This window comes from Roseibium sp. (assembly GCF_965276855.1).
Taxonomy (GTDB): Bacteria; Pseudomonadota; Alphaproteobacteria; order Rhizobiales; family Stappiaceae; genus Roseibium.
The window spans coordinates 928,395-950,757 of record NZ_OZ255700.1 but is presented as its reverse complement, the minus strand read 5'-3'; the positions used below and the strand labels follow the sequence as shown (position 1 = coordinate 950,757).

Here is a 22,363-nt window from a genome sequence, read left to right as displayed (position 1 = left end):
GAGGGTCAGAGGATGGCAGATTGTTCAAGTCCCGCTGCCGCAAGGCCGGTTTCAGCCTCATGGGCCTCAGTATCTCACAGGCGCGCCGGGCGTGGATAAGTTTTTGAGAGCGGCCCCGCTCGCTGCCGTCCCGGCCCGTGAGCTGGGACCGGTGCCGGGACCGGAGCATTGACGGCAGGCCCCGGATCAAGTCCGGGGCGGCCCAGTGATCGCAGCGAGACGGGTGCCCTGACAGCAAACCGATCTTTGACTTTATCAACCGGCGGCCGCCGGTTTTTTTATGCCTGGAGGGAACCGGAGTGAGCGAGTGCGGGGGATCGAACGTGAAGGCGCGGTTCCAGGGGCAGGGCCTTGCCGATACGCTGAGACGGGAAAAGGCGCTGCACCGGAAACGGCAGAAGCAGTCGAAGCAGCAGGTGTGCACCGTCCCGGCAGTCTCCGGCGAAGGGGGCGGACCCGCAGGCGCCGAAGGGTTGGAAATGCCCCGGCTCCCCGATCCCGGTTCTTCACGCTGTTCCGTCCGGGATGGCGAAGGGGGCGGGGTGGTGCTGGACCGAGACGTGGGGCAGCAGGCAACACCCGAAAGCCCGAAGGAGATGGCCGCACGGCTCTACCGGGCCTTTGCCGGGCAGATGGATCAGTTGGAAGCGCGGCTCGCTGATCTGTTTGAGGAGACTGGCGCGGGGCCGCCAACTGGCGGGATCCAGGAAATCGACAAGACGGTGAAGACCCTGGCAAGCCTTGCCAAGACCTTGACCGCCCTGATGGACCTGAAAACGGATGTGAAACCGGACGGGGAGGGCGACAAGCTTGACGACCGGGAGGAGTTGCGCGCGGCACTTGCGCGCCGTCTTGAGCGATTGTGCGAAGCTGGGGCGGATTGAGGCGGTCCTTGCCGCCTTGAGCCCGGAGGATCTGAAATTCCTGACCTACGATTGGCCGGTCTTTGCGCATATCCACCAGTTGCCGCCGGAAACGGACTGGGCGGTCTGGCTGTTGATGGGCGGGCGCGGGGCTGGAAAGACACGGGGCGGAGCCGAATGGATCCGGGCGCGGGCGCTCGGGCACGGCTGGTGCGAACCGGGCTTTGCGGGGCGGATCGCGCTTGTCGGTGAGACCTATGCGGATGTCCGCGAGGTGATGGTGGAAGGGGTCTCCGGGCTTTTGGCCGTGCACCCCGGCGAGGAGCGGCCGCTATGGACGCCGAGCCGCCGCCGTCTGGAGTGGCCGAACGGCGCGGTGGCGCAGGCCTTTTCCGCCGAAGACCCGGAGGCCTTGCGGGGGCCGCAATTCGACATCGCCTGGTGCGATGAACTTGCCAAATGGACCTATGCCGAGGAGACCTTCGACATGTTGCAGTTCGGGCTGAGGCTGGGCCGCAAACCCCGCCAGCTGATCACGACGACGCCGCGGCCGGTGCCGCTTTTAAAACGCCTGATGAAACAGGCAGGGACCGCCATCACCCATGCCCCGACCAAGGCCAATGCGCTGTTTCTGGCGCCGGGCTTTCTGGAGGCGGTGGTCGGCCGGTATGGCGGCACGCGCCTTGGACGGCAGGAACTGGACGGCGAACTGATCGAGGACCGGCCGGACGCGCTCTGGTCGCGGGATGGACTGGAGGCCGCAAGGGTCGTAGCCGCACCGGAGGATCTGACGCGCATCGTCATTGCGATCGATCCGCCGGTGACGGCAACGGCCAAGTCGGACGCTTGCGGCATTGTCGCCGCGGGGCTCGGCAGTGACGGCAAGGCCTATGTTCTCGCCGACCGCAGCCGCCGTCCGGCCAAACCCGCCGACTGGGCAGAAGTCGCCATTGGCCTCTGGCACGGATTGAAGGCCGATTGCCTGATCGCCGAGGTCAACCAGGGCGGCGACATGGTCGCGCAAGTGATTGCGAGTGCCGATCCATCGGTGCCGGTGAAACAAGTGCGGGCCAGCCGGGGCAAGTTCTCCCGGGCCGAACCGGTCGCCATGCTCTATGATCAAGGCAAGGTGCACCATGCAGGCACGTTTCCGGAGCTTGAAGACGAGATGGCCGACTTCGGTCCCGGCGGGCTGTCCTGCAAACGCTCTCCCGACCGGCTCGACGCCCTCGTCTGGGCGGTCTCGGACCTGATGCTCGGCCCCAAGGCGGAACCAAAGGTGCGCGGGCTCTAGACCAACCCACTCAGCCGCCCCGGGCCTGATCCGGGGCCTAAGTTGCTTCGGATATGGTCCCGGATCAAGTTCGGGACAGCGGAGAGGCAGAGGTTATCCGGAAAACCTGGACGTCTCCGCGCCGAAGATGATGTTCGGGGCGGATTGGTCTTCGAAGTGGAAGATAAACCGGCCTTCGCGCTCAAGGCCAAGCGCGTCGTAGAATTTGAGCGCTGTCTGATTGTGCTCAAAAACAGTGAGAAATACATGGTCATGACCGTGGGCACTGAGGGTTTTCATTGATCTATGGAACAGGGCCGCGCCGATCCCCTGCCGTTTGTGGTGGCGGCGGACATAGAGCGTTTCGAGTTCCGCCGTGCCTGTGGCTCCAGGCGGTATCTCCGGGGAGAGCGACAGCTTGGCGTAGGCGAGAAGAAAGCCGCTGTGTTCGCAGACCAGAAAGATCCGGTCGGGGCTTTCGAGTTCCTGAGCGAGAGTCTCAACGGAATAGGCGCTCAAGACATGATCCGCAAACGGCCGGGTGATGCCATTGGGCGCATAAGTATCGAGCCAGACTTCGATCGAAAGGGCAGAGAGGGCTGCAAGGTCAGCAGCCGTTGCGAGTCGGATGGAACGGGATAAATCAGACAGCGGGAAATCTCGGAAAATCAGGTGAGGGTCAAAACGGCTACTTGAATAGTGGTATGCACTTTGATCTGCAACCTCACTTGCCGAGCAGCGTCAGGCAATAGCGTTCCAGGTTGGCCAGGTGCATGGTCCATCCGGCGGCGTGGGCGTCGCGCAAGGAACCGGACGCGTTTTCGGCAAGATCGCGCCAGCCGCTGTGGATGAGGGTGAGACGCGCGCCGTTGCGCTCAGCGAGGATCGACAGTGTCAGGAGCGTTGTCCCTGTCCAGTCCTCATCCGCCCAAGTCCAGGCGACGGTTTTGGGCGGATCGAACGTGACAATGGTGCCGGAGGTGATCGTCTGGCGGCCTTCGTTGGTCCAGACTTCGCGGAACGCACCGCCCGCACGTGGCTCCAAAGAGATGTGAGGTCCGAACCAGGCGGATAGATGCTGAGCCTCGGTCCACAGTGACCAGAGAACAGCGGGGGCGACCGGAAAACCGCGTTCGATCTGAATCACGTTCTGATTGGTCATCTCACGTTCTGCCTCCTGGAGGCGCAAAGAATAGCAGCATTGGCGTCCGTGCGAAGCGGCGCGTTTGAATCAGTTTTCCAAGTCCCTGAATCGGTTTCTCAAAGCCTTGACTCAGCGCTTTAACAAGCGCGGAAAGGATCGTTATTTCATGCGCTTAAGAAAGGCACTTGAATCACTCTGGGGTGCAGATCCCGCAGCGGCACTTGAAGAAAAAGCCTCCCGCACCGGGCCTCTGCTTGCGATCCAGGGGACAGCGCAGCCGGTCTGGAGCCCGCGCGATTATGCGGCTCTGGCGCGGGAGGGGTTTGCAAAAAATCCTGTGGTGCACCGCGCTGTCCGGCTTTTGTCGGAGACGGCCGCCGCCGTGCCGCTGCTGCTCTTTGAAGGGGATAAGGAGCTGTCGGAGCATCCGTTGCTGGCACTTCTCACCCGGCCCAATGCCCATGAAACCGGCGCTGATTTTCTGGAGGCGCTGTACGGCTATCTGCTGGTCTCCGGCAATGCCTATCTGGAGCAGGTGCCGGTCGATGGTGTCCCGCGCGAACTTTATGCGCTCCGGCCGGACCGGGTGAAGGTGGTGCCGGGATCCCATGGCTGGCCGGAGGCCTTCGACTACACCGCCGCGGGCCGCACCGTGCGCTTGCCGGCAGAAGCGGACGACGGAGAAGAGGCAGCCCCGGTTCGGCATCTGAAGCTGTTTCATCCGCTGAATGATCATTATGGGTTTGCGCCAGTTGAAGCTGCGCAGATGGCGCTCGACATTCACAATGCGGCGGCAAGCTGGAACAAGGCACTGCTCGACAATGCCGCCCGGCCCTCCGGCGCCCTGATCTATGGGGCGGGCGATGCACTCAATCTGACAAGCGATCAGTTCGACCGGCTCAAGGCGGAGTTGGAAGACGGCTATCAAGGCGCGCGCAACGCAGGACGGCCTTTGCTGCTGGAAGGGGGCCTCGACTGGAAGCCGATGGGACTGACCCCAAAGGACATGGATTTCATCGAGGCGAAGAACCAGGCCGCCCGGGAGATCGCGCTCGCCTTTGGGGTGCCGCCCATGCTGCTCGGCATTCCGGGCGACAACACTTACGCCAACTATCAGGAGGCCGGCCGGGCGTTGTGGCGCGGGGCGGTCCTGCCGCTGGTGCGGCGGACGGCGGGCCATCTTGGCAGCTGGCTGGGACCAGCCTTTGGCCAAGGGTTGCGCCTGGAGCCGGATCTCGATGCGATCGAGGCCTTGTCGTCGGAGCGGGAGGCCTTGTGGCGGCGCGTCGGCGCGGCCGCGTTCCTGTCGGACGACGAAAAACGCCAGGCCGTCGGCTACGGCGCGCGAGCCGGCACATAAGGGGAGGCGCAGGATGATTGAAGATTTGACCGCTCACGTTATGGCGCGCGGGGATTTGGCCCATCTCGCGCTGTTTTTGTGGGCTGCGACGGCCACATTGATCGGCCTCGTGCTCGTCCGCGAGCTTGCCCTGTCCAATCAGCGCTTTTCCGACTTCGTCAGCGAGGTCGCCCGGCTGAACCGCTATCTCGCCGAGCTCGGAACGCTTTAAACCCAAGGATTTCGACTGCCGCCGTCCCGGTCTTGAACCGGGACCAAGCCCGAACCGGCCCCGGATCATGTCCGGGGCGGCACGTTCTGAAATCCGCGGCTTGGAGGCTGCAGACGCCCTTTGTCAACGAGGGCGAAGTTCAATTCTTATCAAGGAGGGCGGAATGAGCCTTCAAAGTAACTCCCTCGCCAGCGGGAGGCCGCAGTGCCGTGCCCGCAGCTCAAAAACAACGCTGCTGCAGCGGTTTGGCGCCAAGGCACCCGGTCACCGAACCGAGCATTTGCCGGTCTTCCGGGATTTTTCGGGCCGTTTGTTTCATCTGACCATTCAGGTGAGGGAAAACACCAAACCCTCTCGTGGAGGCGGTGCTTGATCGCCGGAACGGCAGCTGCCCCGGTTAGGATTGCCGGTTATGCCAGCGTCTTCGGCAAGCCGGATGGCGCTGGCGACACGGTTCTGCCCGGAGCGTTCCGGAGGAGCCTCCGGCAGCGTCCGCCGGCACGCGTCGCGCTGTTGTGGCAGCACGATCCGGCCCGCCCGCTCGGCCGTTGGACGCGGCTGATAGAAACACAACACGGGCTATGGGCTGAAGGGGACCTTGCCCCGGGCGTTGTTGCAGCCTTTGAGGCGGCCTGCCTTATCCGGGCAGGGGCCCTTTCCGGGCTGTCCATCGGTTTCAAGGCGCGCACCGCCCGCAGACCGCACCGCGGATCTGGCCGGATCCTGCAAGACATTGATCTTTGGGAAATTTCCCTCGTCACCTTTCCGCAAGTCGACGAGGCACGGGTCCGGCTTTTGACACCACCTTCGAACACGCCAACCCCACGCACACCAAACATTGGATCAAGGGAGTATTTGTGATGACAGGACCTTCAGACTGGGTGCCAGATGACCTGCCTCTGGAAACCAAGGCGGACATGCCTGGTGGAATGCCCCCGGTACCGGCTGCTCCAACCCCCGATTCCTCAGGCGGTAATGACGTTGCCCGGACCTTCGACGCGTTCTTCCGGACTTTCGAGAGCTACCTGGCGGTCAACGATGCGCGCCTTGCGGAAATTGAAAGCCGGGGCAGTGCGGACGTGATCTCGCTGGAAAAACTCGACCGGCTGGATGCGGCCCTCGACGCCACACAAAGACGTCTCGACGATCTGACCCTGAAAAGCCGCCGTCCTCAGATCGGCAGGCAGGGCCCGCGTCAGATGACATCGGCAGCCTTGGAACACAAGGCGGCTTTTGAGGCCTATGTGCGCTCGGGCCGGGAACAACCTTTGCGTCCGCTGGAAGTCAAAGCCCTGTTGGCCGGATCTGATCCGGATGGCGGCTATCTGGTGCCGGAGGAAACGGAAACCGGGATCATGCGCCGCTTGTCGCAGGTTTCCCCCATCCGGGCGATTTCCGGCAACCGGCAGGTCTCGTCCTCGACCTATAAGAAACCGTTCGCTGTAACCGGCCCGCAATCCGGGTGGGTTGGTGAAACCGCCGCCCGGCCACAGACGAACAGCCCGCAACTGGCTGAGCTGACATTCCCGGCGATGGAACTCTATGCCATGCCCGCTGCGACATCGACCCTTCTGGATGATGCGGCGGTTGACATGGATCAGTGGATTGCCGAGGAAGTCGAAGCCGCATTTGCCGAACAGGAAGGAGCAGCCTTTGTCAACGGCGATGGTGTTAACAAGCCGCTTGGTTTCCTCCAGGCACCGCGTGTTGCGGAGAGCAGCTGGGCCTGGGGCTCGCTCGGCACGATGACCACCGGCGCTGCCGGAGCGTTCCCGGCAGCCGATGCCGGAGATACGCTCATAGATCTCATCTATTCGCTGAAAAGCGGATATCGCCAGAATGGCCGGTTCGTCATGAACCGCAAGACCCAGAGCGAAATCCGGAAGCTGAAGGACGGCGACGGGACCTACCTGTGGCAGCCGCCTGCCGGTGTGGACGGGGCGGCGACCTTGCTGAATTTCCCGATCACGGAAGCTGAAGACATGCCGGACATTGCCAATGATGCCCCCGCAATTGCCTTTGGCGACTTCCGGCGCGGCTATCTGGTGGTCGACCGGATGGGCGTACGCCTGCTGCGGGACCCTTATTCCGCAAAACCCTATGTGCTGTTTTACACCACAAAACGGGTCGGCGGCGGCGTTCAGGATTATGACGCGATCAAGCTCTTGATGTTCTCCGCATAATACCGGTCACGCAGGGCTCACGTTTTCTTGCCTTGTAAGTCTTACCTAGCAGACCCACATCTTCCAATGAACGATGAGGGTCGTTCCTCCCCAGACTGGCGCCGCACTCCTTTGGACCTGCGGCGCCTTCTTTTTTGGGAAACGCCCATGACATCGATCCGTTTGAATGATCCGGCCACAGAACCTGTGGCGGTCGAAGAAATGCGCGCGCATCTCCGGCTGAGTGGTGGCGAAGAGGACAGCAGCCTTTCAGGCTTTCTCAAGGCTGCCCGCACGCACATCGAACAGGCCACCCGGCGCGCCCTGATTTCCCAGTCCTGGCGCCTTTACCTGGATGGTTGGCCGGTTGGCCGTATTGTCCGGCTGCCCGTGTCGCCGGTGCAGTCCGTTGATCAGATCACGGTCTATGATCGCGATGGCAATGCGGCCCAACTTCAGCCTTCTGATTGGCAACTCGACCGCTCCGCGCAGCCTGAACGGGTAAAGATCAAGCTCGGGGTTGGGCTTCCCGCCTCCGACATGATGGCGGCTGAAATTGATTTCACAGCCGGATATGGCGCGACCGCGTCAGATGTTCCGGAAAACTTCAGGCAGGCCGTGCGCCTTCTGGCCGGTCATTGGTTCGAACACCGGGAGGCCGGAACGGACCTCGCGATTGCCAGCCTGCCGCAAGGGCTCGACCGGCTTTTGTCCACCGTCCGGGTGCCACTGTTATGAGGGCCGGGGCCTACCGTGTGCCAGTTGTCCTGCAGCGGCCTTTGGAGACCCGGTCAGCTTCGGGGGACATTACGACCACCTATGAAGCCGCCGGATCCGCGTTCGCCGCTCTTCGCCTGAAAAGTCAGAGCGAGCGCTTCGCGGACAGCCGGACGGCAAGTTCCAAAACCTGGGAGATCCGCTTGCGGCCCTTTTCCGGATTGGCTGGCGGCTGGCGGATCCTCTCTGGTACCCGCGTTTTCCGGGTTTTGTCGGTCTGCGATCCAACCGGCCAGAGACGGGAACTTCTATGTGAGACAGAGGAGGAAAGCCCATGAGCCTTTCTGACGTTCAAACGGCGCTGCGCGCCGGTTTGTTTTCTCTGCTCAACGCTGATGGCGTCCTGTCCGGTTTGCTGGGGCCGGACCGGATTTTTGAAACTCCGCCGCGGGCAGATGCCTTTCCCTTCCTCGTGCTGGAAAGCGTTGAGACCAGGCCGCTGCTTACGGAGATTGGCGAGGGTATGGTGCACTCACTGGCCCTAAGCGTGTTCTCCCGCAAGCTCAGCCGGGACGAAGCAGCCCAGGCTGCAGGCCGTGCGGCAGAGGTCCTGATGACAGGGCCGGTATCCTTGAACGGACACAGGCTTGTGAACCTCACCATTACGAACGTGCTCAGCCGCAAGCTGCGCGACGGACGGGGCTATCGGGCATCGAGTTCGTTAAGAGCGGTCACCGAGCCGCTTACCTGAGATGACCTTCTGACAGGAGGACGCCATGGGCGCACAGCGCGGACGCGATCTGCTCTTGAAACTGGATGCTGAAGCGAACGGCACGTTTGTCACCGTGGCGGGCCTTCGGGCGCGGCAAGTGGCGCTCAATGCCACCACGGTCGACATCACCACATCCGACAGCGCGGGCCGCTGGCGCGAGCTACTGGAAGGGGCCGGAACCCGAGCGGCAAGCCTGTCCGGCTCGGGTCTATTTAGGGATGCGCAAAGTGATTCCGCCGTTCGCCAGCTCTTTTTCGACGGGACCATCCGCCCCTGGCAGGTTGTCGTTCCGGATTTCGGAACGCTGGAGGGCCGGTTTCAAATCACCAGCCTGGAGTATGCAGGCCGCCACGATGGCGAAGTGACCTTCGAGTTGGCCCTGTCATCGGCAGGGCAGGTGAGTTTCACCGCCATCTGAGGGATGCAATTCGGGGAGAAAACAGATGCCAAACAGATACCGTGGAGAGATTTCTGCTCAACTTGATGGCCGGACATGGACGTTGGTTCTGACACTTGGCGCGCTGGCCGAGCTGGAGGCGGCTTACAAATGCGAGAGCCTTCCAGCCCTGCTTCAGAGGTTTTCACCGGACAGCTTGTCGGCATCCGACATGATCATTTTGCTGGGGGCCGGCTTGAGAGGTGCAGGCCACGATGTCACCAATGATCAGGTGGCGATGATGCAAGCCGCTGGCGGTGTCGCCGGATTCGCCGCGATCACGGCCGACCTCCTGACGGCCGCGTTTGGTGCCCCCTCTACGGAAGATGACGAACCGCTGGCGGAAGCATCTTAATGCTGCCCTGGGCAGATCTTTTGCGGATAACTGCAACGCGCTGGGCTTGGACACCGGCCGAGTTTTGGGCGGCGACGCCGCGGGAACTTGAGGCTGTTTTGGGTCTTGGCCACGCGGCGGATGGCCTAAAACGATCCGAATTGAACCAGCTGATCAGAACCCATCCGGACACAGCAACATGCGGCCGTGCCGAAGACCAGAAGGAAGAAAGACCTCATGACTGATCGTGATCTGGATCTTGATGTCCCGCTGGCGGACCTCGAGGAGTTCCGGACGAAGATGATGGAGATCGACCGCAGCGCTCAAAACATTTCCCGCAGTCTTGTCGGCGGCCTCAAGTCGGCCCTTGTGGATGGCAAATCGCTCGAAAGCGTCTTCAAGAAGATCGCGTTGTCCGCGTCCTCCCGGGTGCTGAATTCAGCGCTCGCGCCTCTGGAAAAGGCCGCAGGCAGCCTCTTCGACACAATTATCCCTTTTGCCAAGGGCGGAGTGGTCGGCGCTCCGGCGCTATTCAATATGGGAAATGGTGTTTCCGGTTTGATGGGCGAAGCCGGTCCGGAGGCGATTCTGCCCCTTGCCAGAGGAGCGGATGGGCGCTTGGGGGTCAGGTCCGCGGAGGGCGGCCGGTCCCCCATTCCAGCAGTGCAGTTAAATGTGACTGCGCAGGATGCCGAAAGTTTCCGGCGGTCAGAAGCTCAGGTCTCGGCGATGGTGGCCCGCGCCGTCGGACGGGGACGACGCGGGCTCTAACACCGGCCTGAAAAGGAGGGGCTCAGGAACCGGCGTTTGCCGCAGCCGCAAGCATGGCGGCAATCTGGTCTTTCAGGTGAAGGCGCTTCTTCTTCAGGTCTTCAAGAACTTCATCGGATGCAGGTGTCACATCGGTTTCGATGCGGTGCACTTCGCGGTTGATGGTGTGATACTCTTCGGCCAGGCGGGCGAAATGGGCATCGGTGGTCTTCAATGTGTGGAGCGCGTCTGCCGCGTCCGGGAATTCTTCATGCAGTTCGTGAGGAACGTGACTCATTCTATTTTGCCTCCTTTAGAGGCCCCCAAAGTGCCGCCGCCAGCTTCCAAACACCTTGAGACAGATCAATCAAAGTCCGATTTGCGACGGAGATTTTCATGGACGCCTTTCTGAATGAGTGTTTTCCGGGAAGTATTGCCTTTGGAGCACTCGGCGGGCCGGAGCGCCGGACAGAAATTGTTCCGTTGGCGACCGGCTACGAGACCCGGAATGCGCGCTGGGCCGACAGCCGCCGCCATTACGATGCGGCAACCGGAGTTCGGTCGCTTGAAGACTTGAGGGCTGTGCTCGCGTTGTTTGAGAAAGCGCGCGGCCGTCTCTACGGCTTTCGTCTGCGGGACCCCTTTGATCATGCGAGTTCGATGGCAGGCAACCTGCCTCAAGCCGTGGATCAGTCCATCGGGGAAGGAGACGGCAGCACGGTCCGGTTTCCCTTGACCAAGACATACGGGAGCGGTGATCTGGCCTATCGCCGGGCCATCCGGTTGCCGGTTGCAAGCAGTGTGCGGGTAGCAGTGGCCGGGGTAGAACAAACCGTCGGGATGGACTTTGAGGTCGATGCGTCGATGGGAGACATCGTGTTTTCCGCAGCGCCGTCCGTAGGGAGTTCCGTTACAGCCGGGTTCCTGTTCGACGTGCCGGTCCGGTTCGACACCGACCGCCTGGACCTCAGCCTGACTCATTTTGAAGCCGGCGACATTCCCTCGATCCCACTGGTCGAGATCCGGCTCTAAGAGCACAGCAGGTAATTCATGAAAACTCTGCCGCCAGAACTGGCCGCGCATCTTGGCGGCCGGATTACCACCCTTGCGACCTGCTGGATCGTCACGCGCGCAGATGGCGTCCGGCTCGGGTTTACCGATCACGACCGGGCCTTGAGCGTGGAAGGGGTTGTGTGCCAGCCGCAAAACGGCCTTTCACCATCGGCGATGACCGACGGGCCGGATCTTGCCACCGGCGGCGGGGATGTCTCCGGAACGCTAGAAAGCACGGCGCTTTTGGAGACCGATCTGGAAGCAGGTCTGTGGGACAATGCGGAGGTCCGGGTCTTTCTGGTCAATTGGCAATCGCCTTCTGATCATGTCCTTCTCAGGCGTGCGCACATCGGCGAGGTCGGCCGTGCAGGGGCGGTGTTTCGGGCGGAGCTTCGGGGGCTGGCGCATTTGCTGGAGAGCCGGCAGGGGCGGGTGTTTGCCCGGATCTGCGATGCGGATCTCGGCGACAGCCGGTGCAAGGTTGATCTGACCAACCCGGCGTATCAGGCGGTGGCCACGGTGACAGTCGCACAACGCGAATGGCTTCGCGTCACCGGGCTGGATGGCTTTGCAAATGGCTGGTTCAGCCGGGGCAGAGTGACGGTGTTGACCGGACCACTTGCCGGATTTGCATCCGAAGTTGCCAGTCACCGGCAGGAAGATGCCGTGTCTGTTCTGTCCCTGTTCCAGCCTGCACCCGAGCTACTTGCGCCGGGAACGGAAATCGAGGTCCGGGCGGGCTGTTCCAAGGACCTTCAAACCTGCCGGTCAAAGTTTGCCAATCATCTGAATTATCAGGGGTTTCCGCATATGCCCGGAAGCGATTTTGCCTTGTCCTATCCAAGCCGCAATACGGGGCTTAACGATGGCAGCGCCCGTGTCGAGTGATCCGATGGACACCCGCCGGGGGGCGGTTCTTGACGAAACGCGCCGCTGGATCGGAACGCCCTACCGTCATCAGGCAAGTTGCCGGGGCGCGGGCAGCGATTGCCTGGGTCTCCTGCGCGGCATCTGGCGCGCGCTCTATGGCGCCGAACCTGAGGCCTTACCTGCCTATTCGGCAGATTGGGCGGAAACTGGCGGACGCGAAACACTGATTGAGGCTGGACGGCGCTGGCTTTTTGAGATCTCGCCGGAGACAGCAAAACCCGGCGACGTTTTGGTGTTCCGCTGGCGCAATGGTGTGCCGGCCAAACATGTCGGCATCCTGAGTGCATCGCTTCAAAACGCACCCCGCCTCATCCATGCCTATGAGCGGGTCGGGGTGATCGAAAGTCCGTTGGTGCCAAGCTGGCAGCGGCGGATCGCAGCAAGTTTCACCTTTCCGAAGGAACATGACTAATGGCAACGCTCGTGTTGGCAGCGGCCGGAAAGGCCGCCGGGGCCGCCTTTGGTCTGGGCGGGTTTGGCGGGGTCATCGGCAAGGCGGCGGGCTCGCTTGCCGGAAATCTGATCGATCAGTCCGTGTTTGGCGGCGGAGCCTCCCGGGACATTGAAGGCAGCCGCCTGGCGGATCTTTCCGTGCAATCGTCCAGCGAGGGCGCGTCCATCCCGAAGGTCTATGGCCGGGTGCGCCTTGCAGGGCAGCTGATCTGGGCGACCAACTTCGAGGAAGTCGTCACCACGGAGGAACAGGGCGGCAAGGCGGGCGGCAGCCGCAGCACCGCGACCGTCACCACCTACAGTTATTTCGCCAATTTCGCCGTCGGCCTGTGCGAAGGAAAAATCGCCCGGGTCGGCCGGATCTGGGCGGACGGCAAGGAGCTCGACACACGGCAAATCACATTTCGGCTCTATTACGGGTCGGATGATCAGATGCCCGACCCGCTGATTACAGCGCTTCAGGAGACGGCGCCTGCTTACCGGGGCACGGCCTATGTCGTCTTTGAACGGCTGGATCTGGAACCTTTCGGCAACCGCTTGCCGCAATTGAGTTTTGAGGTGATCCGGCCGGTCGAACCGCTGGAAAACCAGGTCCGGGCGATCACGATCATTCCAGGCGCCGGGGAGTTCGCCTACGCGCCGGGTGTGGTCTCCGAGGTGTTGGGCCCCGGCGAGCAGCGGCCCATCAACCGGCATATGGTTGCGAGCACCTCTGACTGGACCGAATCCATCGAGGAACTTCTGGCGCTGTGCCCCAATCTCAAGCGCGTTGCGCTGGTAGTCGCGTGGTTCGGCGATGATCTGCGCGCCGGATCCTGCACCGTCCGGCCGAAGGTGGAAGCCAATGGTACGGTCACGGTGGGCGATGTCTGGCGTGTGGCCGGGCTTGAACGTGACGAGGCCGACGAAGTGTCACGTATCGACGGGCGGCCTGCCTATGGCGGCACGCCGTCGGACAGCAGCGTGATTTCTGCCATTCAGGATCTGAAGGCGCACGGTCTGGAGGTCCTGCTTTATCCGTTCATCATGATGGACGTGCCACCTGGCAACGGTCTGCCGGACCCATATGGAAGTGCGGAGCAGGCACCTTACCCCTGGCGGGGGCGCATCGTTCCGGTGGGCCCGGTTGCGGCGGACGTTTCAAGTTTCGTCGGGACGGCCTCGGCGGCGCATTTTTCCGTCAGCGGCGGCACGGTTACCTACAATGGGCCGGATGAATGGTCGTTCCGCCGGCATATCCTGCATTGCGCGGCGCTCGCAAAGGCGGCAGGCGGGGTGGAAAGCGTTCTGGTCGGCACGGAAATGCGTGGCATGTCCCGCGCGCATGCCGGTGGGGGCAGTTATCCGTTCGCCGACCAGCTGCGCTTGCTTGCGTCGGACGTCCGGGCGCTTGTCGGCAGCGGCGTCAAAATCTCCTATGCGGCGGACTGGTCTGAATATGGGGCGCATCAGGTCTCTGATACCGAACTGCGCTTTCCCCTCGATACAGTTTGGGCGTCGCCAGAGATCGACTACATCGGCATCGACAATTATTTGCCCTTGAGCGATCTGCGCGACGACGGCGATCCGGGCGGTGGATTCAGCGGCTATGACCTTGCCAATCTGCGCGCCGGGATCAAGGGCGGGGAATACTACGACTGGTATTATGCCAACAACGCGGACCGGACCACAGGCACCCGCACCGCCATCACGGACGGCGCCTACAACAAGCCTTGGGTTTTTCGGACCAAGGACATCTGGAGTTTTTGGCAAGAACTGCATTACGAGCGGGTGGGCGGTGTTGAGGACGCAGCCCCGACCGGCTGGGTGCCGCAATCCAAGCCTGTCCGGTTTACCGAGCTTGGCTTTCCGGCCATCGACCGGAGCGCCAACCAGCCGAATGTGTTCGTCGACCCGAAGTCATCGGAAAGTGCGTTCCCTTACTTCTCGCGCGGCTTTCGTGATGATGTCAGCCAGCGCCGGGCGCTGGAAGCTTCGCTCAGCTGGTGGTCGAACAGCCATCCGGAATTTGATGCGGGCGACAATCCCGTGTCTCAAGTCTATGGCGGGCGGATGGTCGATCCGGACGGGATCTATCTCTGGACCTGGGACGCGCGCCCGTTTCCGGCCTTTCCGATGTTTTCCAACGTCTGGGCCGATGGGGGCAACTGGCGGCTCGGGCACTGGCTCTCCGGCCGGCTCGGCGGCATCTCTATTCAAGGCCTGTGCAAGGCGGTGCTCGCCGACTACGGCATATCAGATGAAGATGTAAAGGTCTTCCGTCTTGCGGGAGGTCTCGACGGATACACGTTGAGCGGCCCTGTCAGCGCGCGCGATGTGCTGGAGCCCGTGCTGACCGCGTTCTCCGGTCAGGCCTCGGACCGGGGCACGCATATCGAGCTCTCGACTGTTCTGCCGGAAACAGTGTCCACCCTTCAGGCGGAAGATTTGGCCGATCCGGGCTCGGACGAGCCGCTGCTCTCGCGGACACGGGCACAGGCGAGCGAACTCTCCGCTGAAATCCGCTTCGGGGCGGATGATCCGGTCAGTGATTTCCGCCGCCGGGTCTCCGCGTCCCGCAGACTGGAAGGCGGCAGCCGCCAGGTGGAAACGCAGCTGCTGCCGGCAAGTTCCATGCCCGAACCCTTGAGCATAGCGGCAGACCGGCGTCTTCACCGGATCTGGTCGGAACGCGAACGGCTGTCGTTTGCCGTTGGCCCTGACCGGATTGATCTGGAGCCGGGCGACGTCATTGCCTTGAGCGGCACACCGACCGCCACATTTGACCCGCCGCTCACCGTGCGCGTGACTTCGATTGAAGATACCGGGATCCGCCGGATCGAGGCGGTGCGGATTACGGCAGAGCTGTCCGCGGCAGCTGGCGGTCCGGATGCCCCCGGCGGCGGGTATCAGAATTCCGACCTGAGCCCGCCTTATGTCGTGTTTCTGGACCTGCCAAAACTTAACGCCAGCGATCCGGATGATGCCGTGCGCATTGCGGCCTACGCCAAACCCTGGCCGGGCGGACTGACTGTGATGCGCAGCGCCTCGGAGGCCGGTTTTGCAGCCATCATGAGCATTCCTGCGCCAGCAAGTATTGGAACCCTGGCCGTGCCGTTGGCTCCGGGGCCGATGTGGGTGTTTGACCGCGCAAACACTCTGGAGGTCACGCTCCTTGACGGCCAGCTGCAAAGCCGGACTGAAGCCGACGTCTTGGCAGGCGCGAACGCGATGGCCGTGCGTTGCCAGTCCGGAGGCTGGGAGATCCTGCAATTTGTCACCGCGGAACTTATTGCGCCGAAAACCTACCGGCTCAGCACCTTGTTGCGGGGGCAAAGGGGTACGGAAACCGACATGCTGAGCGGTGCGGCTTTGGGGGCCGATGTGGTGTTGCTCGCAGAAGACAGGACACCGCTGGTGCCGGTCTCCAGCGATCAATCCGGCCTCAGCCTCAACTACCGAATTGTGCCGGAGGGGCGGGCGCTGGACGATCCGGCTGCGGTGGCAGTGAGCCACGCGAGTACCCAGCGGGCGGCCAGGCCCCTGGCCCCGGTTCACCTCAAGGCCCGGCGGTCGGGGGGAGGCATTGTCCTTAGCTGGATCCGCCAGACGCGGGACAGCGGTCTCAGCTGGGAACAGGCCGAAGTGCCGCTTGGCGAGGAGTTTGAAGCCTATGAGATCGACATCCTGACAGACCAGGGCGCGGTTCTGCGCACGCTGACCTCCGACAACTCAACTGTCCTTTACCCAGGCGCTGAGGAACTTGCCGACTTCGGCGGAACACTCGGCGAAATCCATTTTGCCGTTGCCCAGCTCTCCCAACGCACGGGGCGCGGTTATGAGCGAAAGGCTGTCCGTCATGTCTGAGACCTTACGTCTTGCCCTCCCGTTGCTGGCGGCCGCCCAGGCTCAGAAACATGTCACCCACAACGAGGCGCTCCTGATCCTCGACGCGCTTAGCCAACCGGTCGTGCAGACCCGTGATTTGACCGCACCGCCCGCCGCCAATGAGGGGGATCTCTTTCTTATTGCAACGGGCGCAACGGGTGACTGGGCGGGCCGGGACGGCGAGCTGGCCGAGTGGCGCAACGGGGCCTGGGCGTTTCATGCGCCCTTTGACGGGCTGACCATCCATATATTGGCGGAGGGGCTGGACCTGAAGTTTCTCTCCGGGACCTGGCGGGACATGGATGGTCCGCTGTCCGAAACGCGCGTTCTGGCACGCGGCAGCTTCGGGGCGCAAAGCGAGCAACGGGTGATCGAGGCAGAGCTGTCCGCGCTGTCCGGCACTTTTGCCGAGACAGGTTTGATCATCCCGAGCCGGGCGATTGTCTTTTGCGTTTCCACCCGCACGGTGGCTGCAGTCACCGGGGCATCGTCCTACGGCTGCGGATTATCAGGCGAGCCGACCAAATTCGGCGGGGCCTTAGGGATAGCTGCGGGCAGCAGCAATCTTGGCGTGATCGGACCAACGGCGTTTTACACCGATACCGCTGTCCGGCTCACAGCGAACGGTGGTGCGTTCAGCGGCGGCACCGTGCGTCTTGCGGTGCACTGCTTCTTTCCCGTTGCGCCTGCCGTGTGAGCGATCACAGCCACCACCTCACAGCGTCTTTGTTTTGAACATCCAATCTTGGAGAAACGCATGAAAGTCAGCGATCAGGGGCTCGCCTTTCTGGCGGCACATGAAGGCTATGTTTCGCGGGGCTATCTGGACCCCGCCGGTGTGGTCACCATCGGCTACGGCTTCACCATGCGCAGCCGGATCTTTGCCGGGTGGTGGCGCAAGCGGCATGGCCGCGGGCTGGCGGTCGGGGACAGGATCTCGCGGGATCAGGCCAACAAGTTGCTCCTGACACTTCTGGATGAGGAATACGCACCGCCCGTGCGCAAAGGTCTTCCCGGCCTGCCACAGACCCAGTTCGATGCCTGCGTCTCGGTGGTCTACAATCTCGGCAGCCGGGCGCTCTCCTGGCGCTGGGCCCAGCAGCTGAAGGCGGGCAAGGTCTCTGAGGCCGCCCGCATCCTGACACAAACGGGCCTGACGGCCGGCGGCCAGCGCCTGAAAGGGCTGGTCAAACGCCGAACGGCGGAAGCACGGCTCCTGGAACACGGCGATTATGGACTGGCCGCAGCTGCAGCACCACCAGCGCCGGGCAGCGATATCATGGAGCTGCAGCGCTCCTTGAAGATGCTCGGCTTTGATCCGGGCCCGATTGATGGGTTTTTTGGGGCTCAGACCAAGGCAGCGGTCAAAGACTTTCAAAAGGCGTATCCGCCTCTTGCCGTTGATGGCACCCCCGGGCCTGCGACGCGTTCGGCACTGGAGCGGGCCATCGCCCTTCGAAACGGCACTGGCCTCGTCGGCATCCTGACACTTCTCACCGGCAGCGGGCTTCTTCTGGAAGATCTGTCTGGCGCACTAGCCGCGCTCATCCTCACTGGTGTCCCCAGCCTCAGCGCTATTCTCCTGTGGCTTTGGCAACGCCGCGGCGCGATTTTTCTATGGCTCAAGGAAAACCTGAGCAGTCTTTGAACGCAGTCTGAGCAAATTCAAACGGCCGCCACCAAATTCGGGTGGTGGCCCTCTAAGAGATGAGCAAAAATTCCTGAAACCTCCTGACAGGAAGCTGTCAGGAGGGGGCTGATAGGGTGCTTCCTGTTACCGCAATTCAGGAGCATTCCGATGACTTTCAAACCTCAGCATTTCAATGTCTGGATGGAAATTCCCGTTTCTGATCTGGACAAGGCGATTGTCTTCTACAACAACGTCTTCCAGACAGAATTGAACCTTGTCACTGATATGGGGCCAAATCCTTTTGCCATGTTCCCGACCAGCGAGGAAAACGGAGTTGCCGGGCATCTTTACCCGGGCACACCGGCTGAAAGGGGCACAGGTCCGACCATCCACATTGCCTGCCCGGACACGCTGGAGGAGACAATGGAGCGGTTTGCCAAGGCAGGCGGTGAGGTCATCTCCGATCCGATCCCGATCCCGGCCGGCCGGTTTGCCTACGGCATTGATCCGGATGGCAATTCCATCGGCATGTTCGCCGTCAACAGCTAAGGCGGCACCCGCATGAGACGCGCCGACCGCCTGTTTCAGATTGTTCAATATCTGCGCGGCGGCCGCCTCGTTCGGGCGCGCCAGCTGTCCGAATGGCTGGAAGTCTCTGAGCGGACCATCTACCGCGACATCGCCGACCTTCAGGCCTCGGGCGTGCCCATCGAGGGCGCGGCCGGGGTCGGCTATATTCTGCGCGATGGCTATGATCTGCCACCTCTCATGTTCACCCGCGATGAAATCGTAGCGCTTTTGGCCGGGGCCCGGATTATCCGGGCCTGGGGCGGGGCAGCGATGGCCCGCGCCGCCGAAGAGGCGATGGTCAAGATCGACGCTGTCATTCCGGAGCGGATGCGCGTGCGCCAGAACGAGATCGAAATCCACGCTTTTGCCCCGGAAATGACCGAGGACGTGCGCGCCTTGATCGACTTTCTGGAGCTTGCCGCCGACAACCGGAAACGCCTGTCGATTTCCTATTCGGACGCCAAGGGGCAGACCTCGGACCGTGTGCTCCGCCCGCTCGGCCTCTGGTTTTGGGGCAAAGTCTGGACGCTGGTGGCCTGGTGTGAATTGCGCAATGATTTCCGCATGTTCCGCCTGGACCGCATGGCGGACGTCAAGGACACAGGCGAAAAGTTCCGGCCGGAACCGGGCACGACCCTCAAGGATTTTTATCGCCTCATGGAGGCGGAAGGCCACGGCAAACCGGATCCATAGAAAAAGCGCGTTGCTTACGCATAGTCTGCCGGCAGGTTCATCGGGGTGACAATCTGGATGTCACTTTCCAGCTGGGATGGCGCCTCCGCGAGCCCGTGGAAGGCGAGACACTGCCGGAACGCCGCCCGCATGTCGCATTTCAAATCATGATAGAGCACGACTGACAGTCTGTTTTGGGCCAGAAGCTCAAGATTGTCTTCATCCAGATCATGCGCGATAAAAGTGGTTGGCTGGAGCCCCATGTCTTCCAGAGCGGCGAGGATGGCCCGGTTTCCGCCGCCCATGGAATAGACGCCATCAACCCGTTTCTGATTGAAAACCTGCCCGGTTACTTCCTTGCCGGTCGCCGGATTGTGTCCGCCGCCGCCGCTGGCATCCAGCAGCTGAATTGAGGGACGCAATGCGCGCATCTGGTTGCTGAACCCTTCATATCGGTGTTCTTCTCCTTGGAAACTGTGCTGGCTCAGTGTGGTGAGCACAGTGGCTGCGTCGGCCGGCAGCCACTTGTGCATAAGATAGGCGGCGGTTTGACCGGCGCGAATGTTGTTCAGACCGGCATAGGCCAGACGACCGGAGCCCGGATTGTCAGTGAAAACGGTAACCACCGGAATACCTCTGTCCGTCAGGGCGTTGATCGCCGCGCGAACGAGGTCGGTGTCGCGGGCTTTCAGGCACACACCCTGGCTTCCCCGCCGGGCGATCCGCTCCAGTTCCAAAGCGCAGTCTTCTGGTGTCATCGTCTCAAACAGCTTGAACCTTGGCCGGATTGCGATGGGTTTGAATTCGCTCAACACCGCTTCGCTGGCTCTTTGGATCTCGCGACTGAAACGCGTCGGTGCTTCCACCAGAACATCCAGAAAAACGCGTCTTCCACGGGCCGCAAGCTGTCCTTCCTGACGGCTGAGCTCCTCAATCGCATCCTGCACCCGGCGTCGGGTCTGCGGACTGACATGAGCCCGATTGTTGAGGACACGGTCAACGGTCGCCGTGCTCAAACCGGACTGAAGTGCAATCTCCTTAACTGGAAAGCGATGTGTCATTTGATGGATTCTTGATGGATTTTTTGTCCAACCGCAAGTCTGATGACTGGTAAGCTTCTCAAAAGATCCAGTCAGGGAGGACACCATGGATCAGCAGATAACCCCCACCGGTTACTTCGACGAGACAAGCTGTGACTTGGACGCCTTCATCGCCTTGATCGGCCGTCAGCTGGACATGGCCGATGCTCCACATGCGGACCGTGTTCTGAAGAATGTTCCCGTTTATCGGATCAATGACCTGCAGAATTCACTGCAGGGTGAGAGCAGCCGGCGCCGGCTCATGGCCGAGTGGGCGACAGTGCTCAAGGATCTCTCCGGTGTTCTTGTTCTGGAAGGGGCCTTTCCCGACACGGCTCCGATTGACCGAGCAACAGACGTTTACAATCAAATCATTGAGGAAGAAAAAGCCCGAAGTGGCGGAGGTGCTGACCATTTTGCCGCCGCCGGATCGAATGACCGGATCTGGAACTCGCTACAAAAACTGTGTGTGGCGGCTCCAGATGTCTTTGCGGATTACTTTGCAAATCCGGCGATTGATGCCGTGTGTGAAGCCTGGCTCGGTCCGAACTATCAAATGACAGCACAGGTTAATCTGGTTCGCCCTGGTGGCGCTGCGCAACAAGCCCACCGGGATTACCATCTCGGATTTCAGACCGCTGCGGAGTGTGCCCGCTATCCGGCTCATGTGCATGATCTCTCGCCGGTCATGACGTTGCAAGGGGCTGTTGCACATACGGAAATGCCGGTCGAAAGCGGGCCGACCAAACTCCTGCCGTTCTCACAGCTCTACCGCCCGGGATATGCCGCTTACCGTCTGGAGGCGTTCAAGGACTACTTCGAAGGCGCCCATATTCAGCTCCCCCTGTCGAAGGGGGACGCGGTGTTTTTCAACCCGGCGCTGTTTCATGCCGCTGGTGCCAACACGAGTTCAAACATCCAACGCATGGCAAATCTTCTGCAAATTTCCTCCGCGTTTGGCCGAGCCATGGAAAGCGTGGACCGTATGGCAATGTGCCGCGCGCTATATCCGGTGCTGCTGGATATGGTTCTGTCGGGAACGGCTGACATCCGGGCATTGGAAGCAACGGTTTCGGCCTGTGCGGAGGGGTATTCGTTTCCCACCAACCTCGATCGTGATCCTCCCGTTGGCGGGCTGGCACCAGAAACCCAGAAACAATTGATGCTTCGCGCATTGGCGGAAAAATGGTCCGGCAACAAATTCGAGACCGCGCTGACCGGACAAGCAGGACGCCGCCAAACTTAGCTCTGGTCTGAGGTCCTGGCCTAATCAGCCGATGCCAGACCGCTGCCGATGATTTCGCGGATGAGCTTGCGTTTCATCGCCTCGGCATAGTCATCATAGGTGCCGGCGACCTCGACAAATGCACCAGGGCCGCGGATCACCTCGGCGTAGTAGTAGTCGACCGGTACGGAGTCTGGTCCGGCGATCACCAGGCCGTTGACCGTGATGCCGTTGAAGTCAAACGCCTTGTAGGCGCTGTCGGGGCCAAACCCGTCATTGTTGATGCCATCCCCGGCAACATCAATCACCTTCCTGCGGCAATGGGCGGGGGCCTGTTTCATCAAAACGGCCGCGTGCCCCAGCGCATAGCCTAGCGCGGTCGGAAACTCTGTATAGCCGCGGCCGGCTTGCCGAAGTGTGCTGGAAGCTGCAGCTGCGCTGGCGCCGTCATTGAGGAGCCGCCAGCTCAGTTGCTCGACTTGTTGATAGCGGCCGCTCCACTCAAAAGCGGTGACATATATTCCGCCAACCACTTCGATGGCGTTGACCACATCCGGGTCCAAAAACGCATCGGCGAGCCCTTTGATCTGGAGTTGATGCTCCCGTGCGTCAACGCTAGCGGAGCTGTCCATCGCCAGAACAAGCGCCACGGAACATGCCTGCGCCACGCTGCCAGCCGTCATTTGCAGGACGCCTGCGAGGCCGCAAACAATTCCGGCCTTTAGGACGGCTTTCAAACGGTGGCGCGTTTGTCCGAGTGGCAATGTGTTTTTGAGATGAAGTTGGGCCATGGTTGCAGGGTAACTGGTTTTCATGTTGCAAAGAACAAGCATTGTTTCATGTTGCGTTGCAAAATAAGTTC

General features: G+C 61.7%; 28 protein-coding genes. 23 read left to right on the top strand and 5 right to left on the bottom strand.

Going from position 1 to position 22,363, the window contains the following annotated elements; genetic code table 11:
• Nucleotides 1–299 precede the first annotated feature (299 nt).
• Both ACQY4Z_RS04295 and ACQY4Z_RS04290 read left to right on the top strand, forming a co-directional pair.
• Nucleotides 300–884, top strand: coding sequence for a hypothetical protein (locus ACQY4Z_RS04295; protein ID WP_428526970.1), 585 nt, complete (start codon nt 300–302; stop codon nt 882–884).
• Entirely contained in the window at nt 853–2,157 is a 1,305-nt protein-coding gene (locus ACQY4Z_RS04290; RefSeq protein ID WP_428526968.1) for a DNA-packaging protein, read from the top strand. Before ACQY4Z_RS04295 ends, ACQY4Z_RS04290 begins: the two co-directional genes overlap by 32 nt.
• A gap of 93 nt (nt 2,158–2,250) precedes the next feature.
• Here ACQY4Z_RS04290 and ACQY4Z_RS04285 read toward each other — a convergent pair whose 3' ends face one another.
• Together ACQY4Z_RS04285 and ACQY4Z_RS04280 are read right to left on the bottom strand one after the other, a co-directional pair.
• Complete coding sequence (locus ACQY4Z_RS04285) at nt 2,251–2,718, bottom strand: N-acetyltransferase family protein (RefSeq protein ID WP_428529706.1); 468 nt, start codon at nt 2,716–2,718, stop codon at nt 2,251–2,253.
• Nucleotides 2,719–2,860: 142 nt separating this feature from the next.
• Nucleotides 2,861–3,298, bottom strand: coding sequence for an SRPBCC family protein (locus ACQY4Z_RS04280; RefSeq protein ID WP_428526966.1), 438 nt, complete (start codon nt 3,296–3,298; stop codon nt 2,861–2,863).
• A gap of 148 nt (nt 3,299–3,446) precedes the next feature.
• Here ACQY4Z_RS04280 and ACQY4Z_RS04275 point away from each other — a divergent pair, with 148 nt between their 5' ends.
• The 12 genes from ACQY4Z_RS04275 to ACQY4Z_RS04220 all read left to right on the top strand — a co-directional run bounded on the left by ACQY4Z_RS04275 (nt 3,447) and on the right by ACQY4Z_RS04220 (nt 10,043).
• Entirely contained in the window at nt 3,447–4,640 is a 1,194-nt protein-coding gene (locus ACQY4Z_RS04275; protein WP_428526964.1) for a phage portal protein, read from the top strand.
• Nucleotides 4,641–4,653: 13 nt separating this feature from the next.
• On the top strand, nt 4,654–4,851 hold the full coding sequence (locus ACQY4Z_RS04270) for a hypothetical protein (RefSeq protein ID WP_133951010.1): 198 nt from the start codon (nt 4,654–4,656) through the stop codon (nt 4,849–4,851).
• Between the two features lie 163 nt (nt 4,852–5,014).
• The gene (locus tag ACQY4Z_RS04265; protein ID WP_428526962.1) at nt 5,015–5,224 is read left to right on the top strand and encodes a hypothetical protein; all 210 of its coding nucleotides are present in this window, start codon (nt 5,015–5,017) and stop codon (nt 5,222–5,224) included.
• Nucleotides 5,221–5,712 (top strand): HK97 family phage prohead protease, encoded by a 492-nt coding sequence (locus ACQY4Z_RS04260; protein WP_428526960.1) that lies wholly within the window; start codon nt 5,221–5,223, stop codon nt 5,710–5,712. Before ACQY4Z_RS04265 ends, ACQY4Z_RS04260 begins: the two co-directional genes overlap by 4 nt.
• Complete coding sequence (locus ACQY4Z_RS04255; protein ID WP_428526958.1) at nt 5,712–7,034, top strand: phage major capsid protein; 1,323 nt, start codon at nt 5,712–5,714, stop codon at nt 7,032–7,034. The genes ACQY4Z_RS04260 and ACQY4Z_RS04255 overlap by 1 nt, the downstream gene beginning before the upstream one ends.
• Before the next feature lie 147 nt (nt 7,035–7,181).
• The gene (locus ACQY4Z_RS04250; protein WP_428526956.1) at nt 7,182–7,751 is read left to right on the top strand and encodes a head-tail connector protein; all 570 of its coding nucleotides are present in this window, start codon (nt 7,182–7,184) and stop codon (nt 7,749–7,751) included.
• Between the two features lie 17 nt (nt 7,752–7,768).
• Nucleotides 7,769–8,068, top strand: a complete 300-nt coding sequence (locus tag ACQY4Z_RS04245; protein ID WP_428526954.1) for a head-tail adaptor protein — start codon at nt 7,769–7,771, stop codon at nt 8,066–8,068.
• Entirely contained in the window at nt 8,065–8,481 is a 417-nt protein-coding gene (locus ACQY4Z_RS04240) for a DUF3168 domain-containing protein (protein ID WP_428526952.1), read from the top strand. Before ACQY4Z_RS04245 ends, ACQY4Z_RS04240 begins: the two co-directional genes overlap by 4 nt.
• A 25-nt stretch (nt 8,482–8,506) precedes the next feature.
• A complete protein-coding gene (locus ACQY4Z_RS04235; protein ID WP_428526950.1) occupies nt 8,507–8,920 on the top strand; it encodes a phage major tail protein, TP901-1 family in 414 nt (137 codons plus the stop codon).
• A gap of 25 nt (nt 8,921–8,945) precedes the next feature.
• The gene (locus ACQY4Z_RS04230) at nt 8,946–9,293 is read left to right on the top strand and encodes a gene transfer agent family protein (protein ID WP_428526948.1); all 348 of its coding nucleotides are present in this window, start codon (nt 8,946–8,948) and stop codon (nt 9,291–9,293) included.
• The gene (locus ACQY4Z_RS04225) at nt 9,293–9,517 is read left to right on the top strand and encodes a phage tail assembly chaperone (RefSeq protein ID WP_428526946.1); all 225 of its coding nucleotides are present in this window, start codon (nt 9,293–9,295) and stop codon (nt 9,515–9,517) included. Before ACQY4Z_RS04230 ends, ACQY4Z_RS04225 begins: the two co-directional genes overlap by 1 nt.
• A complete protein-coding gene (locus ACQY4Z_RS04220) occupies nt 9,510–10,043 on the top strand; it encodes a phage tail tape measure protein (protein ID WP_428526944.1) in 534 nt (177 codons plus the stop codon). Before ACQY4Z_RS04225 ends, ACQY4Z_RS04220 begins: the two co-directional genes overlap by 8 nt.
• Before the next feature lie 22 nt (nt 10,044–10,065).
• Here the strand turns inward: ACQY4Z_RS04220 and ACQY4Z_RS04215 are convergent, their stop codons facing one another.
• Nucleotides 10,066–10,320, bottom strand: a complete 255-nt coding sequence (locus tag ACQY4Z_RS04215) for a YdcH family protein (protein ID WP_040451743.1) — start codon at nt 10,318–10,320, stop codon at nt 10,066–10,068.
• 98 nt (nt 10,321–10,418) lie between these two features.
• Between ACQY4Z_RS04215 and ACQY4Z_RS04210 the strand changes: the two genes are divergently transcribed.
• From ACQY4Z_RS04210 to ACQY4Z_RS04175, 8 genes are all read left to right on the top strand, one after another.
• Nucleotides 10,419–11,054 carry a phage distal tail protein, Rcc01695 family gene (locus ACQY4Z_RS04210; RefSeq protein WP_428526942.1) on the top strand — a complete coding sequence of 212 codons (636 nt, stop codon included), beginning with the start codon at nt 10,419–10,421 and terminating at the stop codon, nt 11,052–11,054.
• An 18-nt stretch (nt 11,055–11,072) separates the two neighbouring features.
• Nucleotides 11,073–11,963, top strand: a complete 891-nt coding sequence (locus ACQY4Z_RS04205) for a DUF2163 domain-containing protein (protein ID WP_428526940.1) — start codon at nt 11,073–11,075, stop codon at nt 11,961–11,963.
• A complete protein-coding gene (locus ACQY4Z_RS04200; protein ID WP_428526938.1) occupies nt 11,941–12,417 on the top strand; it encodes an NlpC/P60 family protein in 477 nt (158 codons plus the stop codon). Before ACQY4Z_RS04205 ends, ACQY4Z_RS04200 begins: the two co-directional genes overlap by 23 nt.
• Nucleotides 12,417–16,304 (top strand): baseplate multidomain protein megatron, encoded by a 3,888-nt coding sequence (locus ACQY4Z_RS04195; RefSeq protein ID WP_428526936.1) that lies wholly within the window; start codon nt 12,417–12,419, stop codon nt 16,302–16,304. Before ACQY4Z_RS04200 ends, ACQY4Z_RS04195 begins: the two co-directional genes overlap by 1 nt.
• Nucleotides 16,297–17,022 (top strand): DUF2793 domain-containing protein, encoded by a 726-nt coding sequence (locus ACQY4Z_RS04190; RefSeq protein WP_428526934.1) that lies wholly within the window; start codon nt 16,297–16,299, stop codon nt 17,020–17,022. Before ACQY4Z_RS04195 ends, ACQY4Z_RS04190 begins: the two co-directional genes overlap by 8 nt.
• 60 nt (nt 17,023–17,082) lie before the next feature.
• Nucleotides 17,083–17,973, top strand: coding sequence for a glycoside hydrolase family protein (locus ACQY4Z_RS04185; RefSeq protein WP_428526932.1), 891 nt, complete (start codon nt 17,083–17,085; stop codon nt 17,971–17,973).
• 150 nt (nt 17,974–18,123) lie between these two features.
• Nucleotides 18,124–18,504 carry a VOC family protein gene (locus ACQY4Z_RS04180; RefSeq protein WP_428526930.1) on the top strand — a complete coding sequence of 127 codons (381 nt, stop codon included), beginning with the start codon at nt 18,124–18,126 and terminating at the stop codon, nt 18,502–18,504.
• 12 nt (nt 18,505–18,516) lie between these two features.
• Nucleotides 18,517–19,218: a helix-turn-helix transcriptional regulator gene (locus ACQY4Z_RS04175; RefSeq protein ID WP_133950978.1), complete on the top strand. Its 702-nt coding sequence runs from the start codon at nt 18,517–18,519 to the stop codon at nt 19,216–19,218.
• Nucleotides 19,219–19,232: 14 nt separating this feature from the next.
• On the opposite strand, the gene ACQY4Z_RS04170 is transcribed toward ACQY4Z_RS04175, so the two are convergent.
• Nucleotides 19,233–20,258, bottom strand: a complete 1,026-nt coding sequence (locus tag ACQY4Z_RS04170; RefSeq protein WP_428526928.1) for a LacI family DNA-binding transcriptional regulator — start codon at nt 20,256–20,258, stop codon at nt 19,233–19,235.
• A gap of 85 nt (nt 20,259–20,343) precedes the next feature.
• Here ACQY4Z_RS04170 and ACQY4Z_RS04165 point away from each other — a divergent pair, with 85 nt between their 5' ends.
• The gene (locus ACQY4Z_RS04165; protein ID WP_428526926.1) at nt 20,344–21,522 is read left to right on the top strand and encodes a phytanoyl-CoA dioxygenase family protein; all 1,179 of its coding nucleotides are present in this window, start codon (nt 20,344–20,346) and stop codon (nt 21,520–21,522) included.
• A gap of 20 nt (nt 21,523–21,542) precedes the next feature.
• Here ACQY4Z_RS04165 and ACQY4Z_RS04160 read toward each other — a convergent pair whose 3' ends face one another.
• Nucleotides 21,543–22,316: a DUF1194 domain-containing protein gene (locus ACQY4Z_RS04160; RefSeq protein WP_428526924.1), complete on the bottom strand. Its 774-nt coding sequence runs from the start codon at nt 22,314–22,316 to the stop codon at nt 21,543–21,545.
• Nucleotides 22,317–22,363 lie beyond the last annotated feature (47 nt).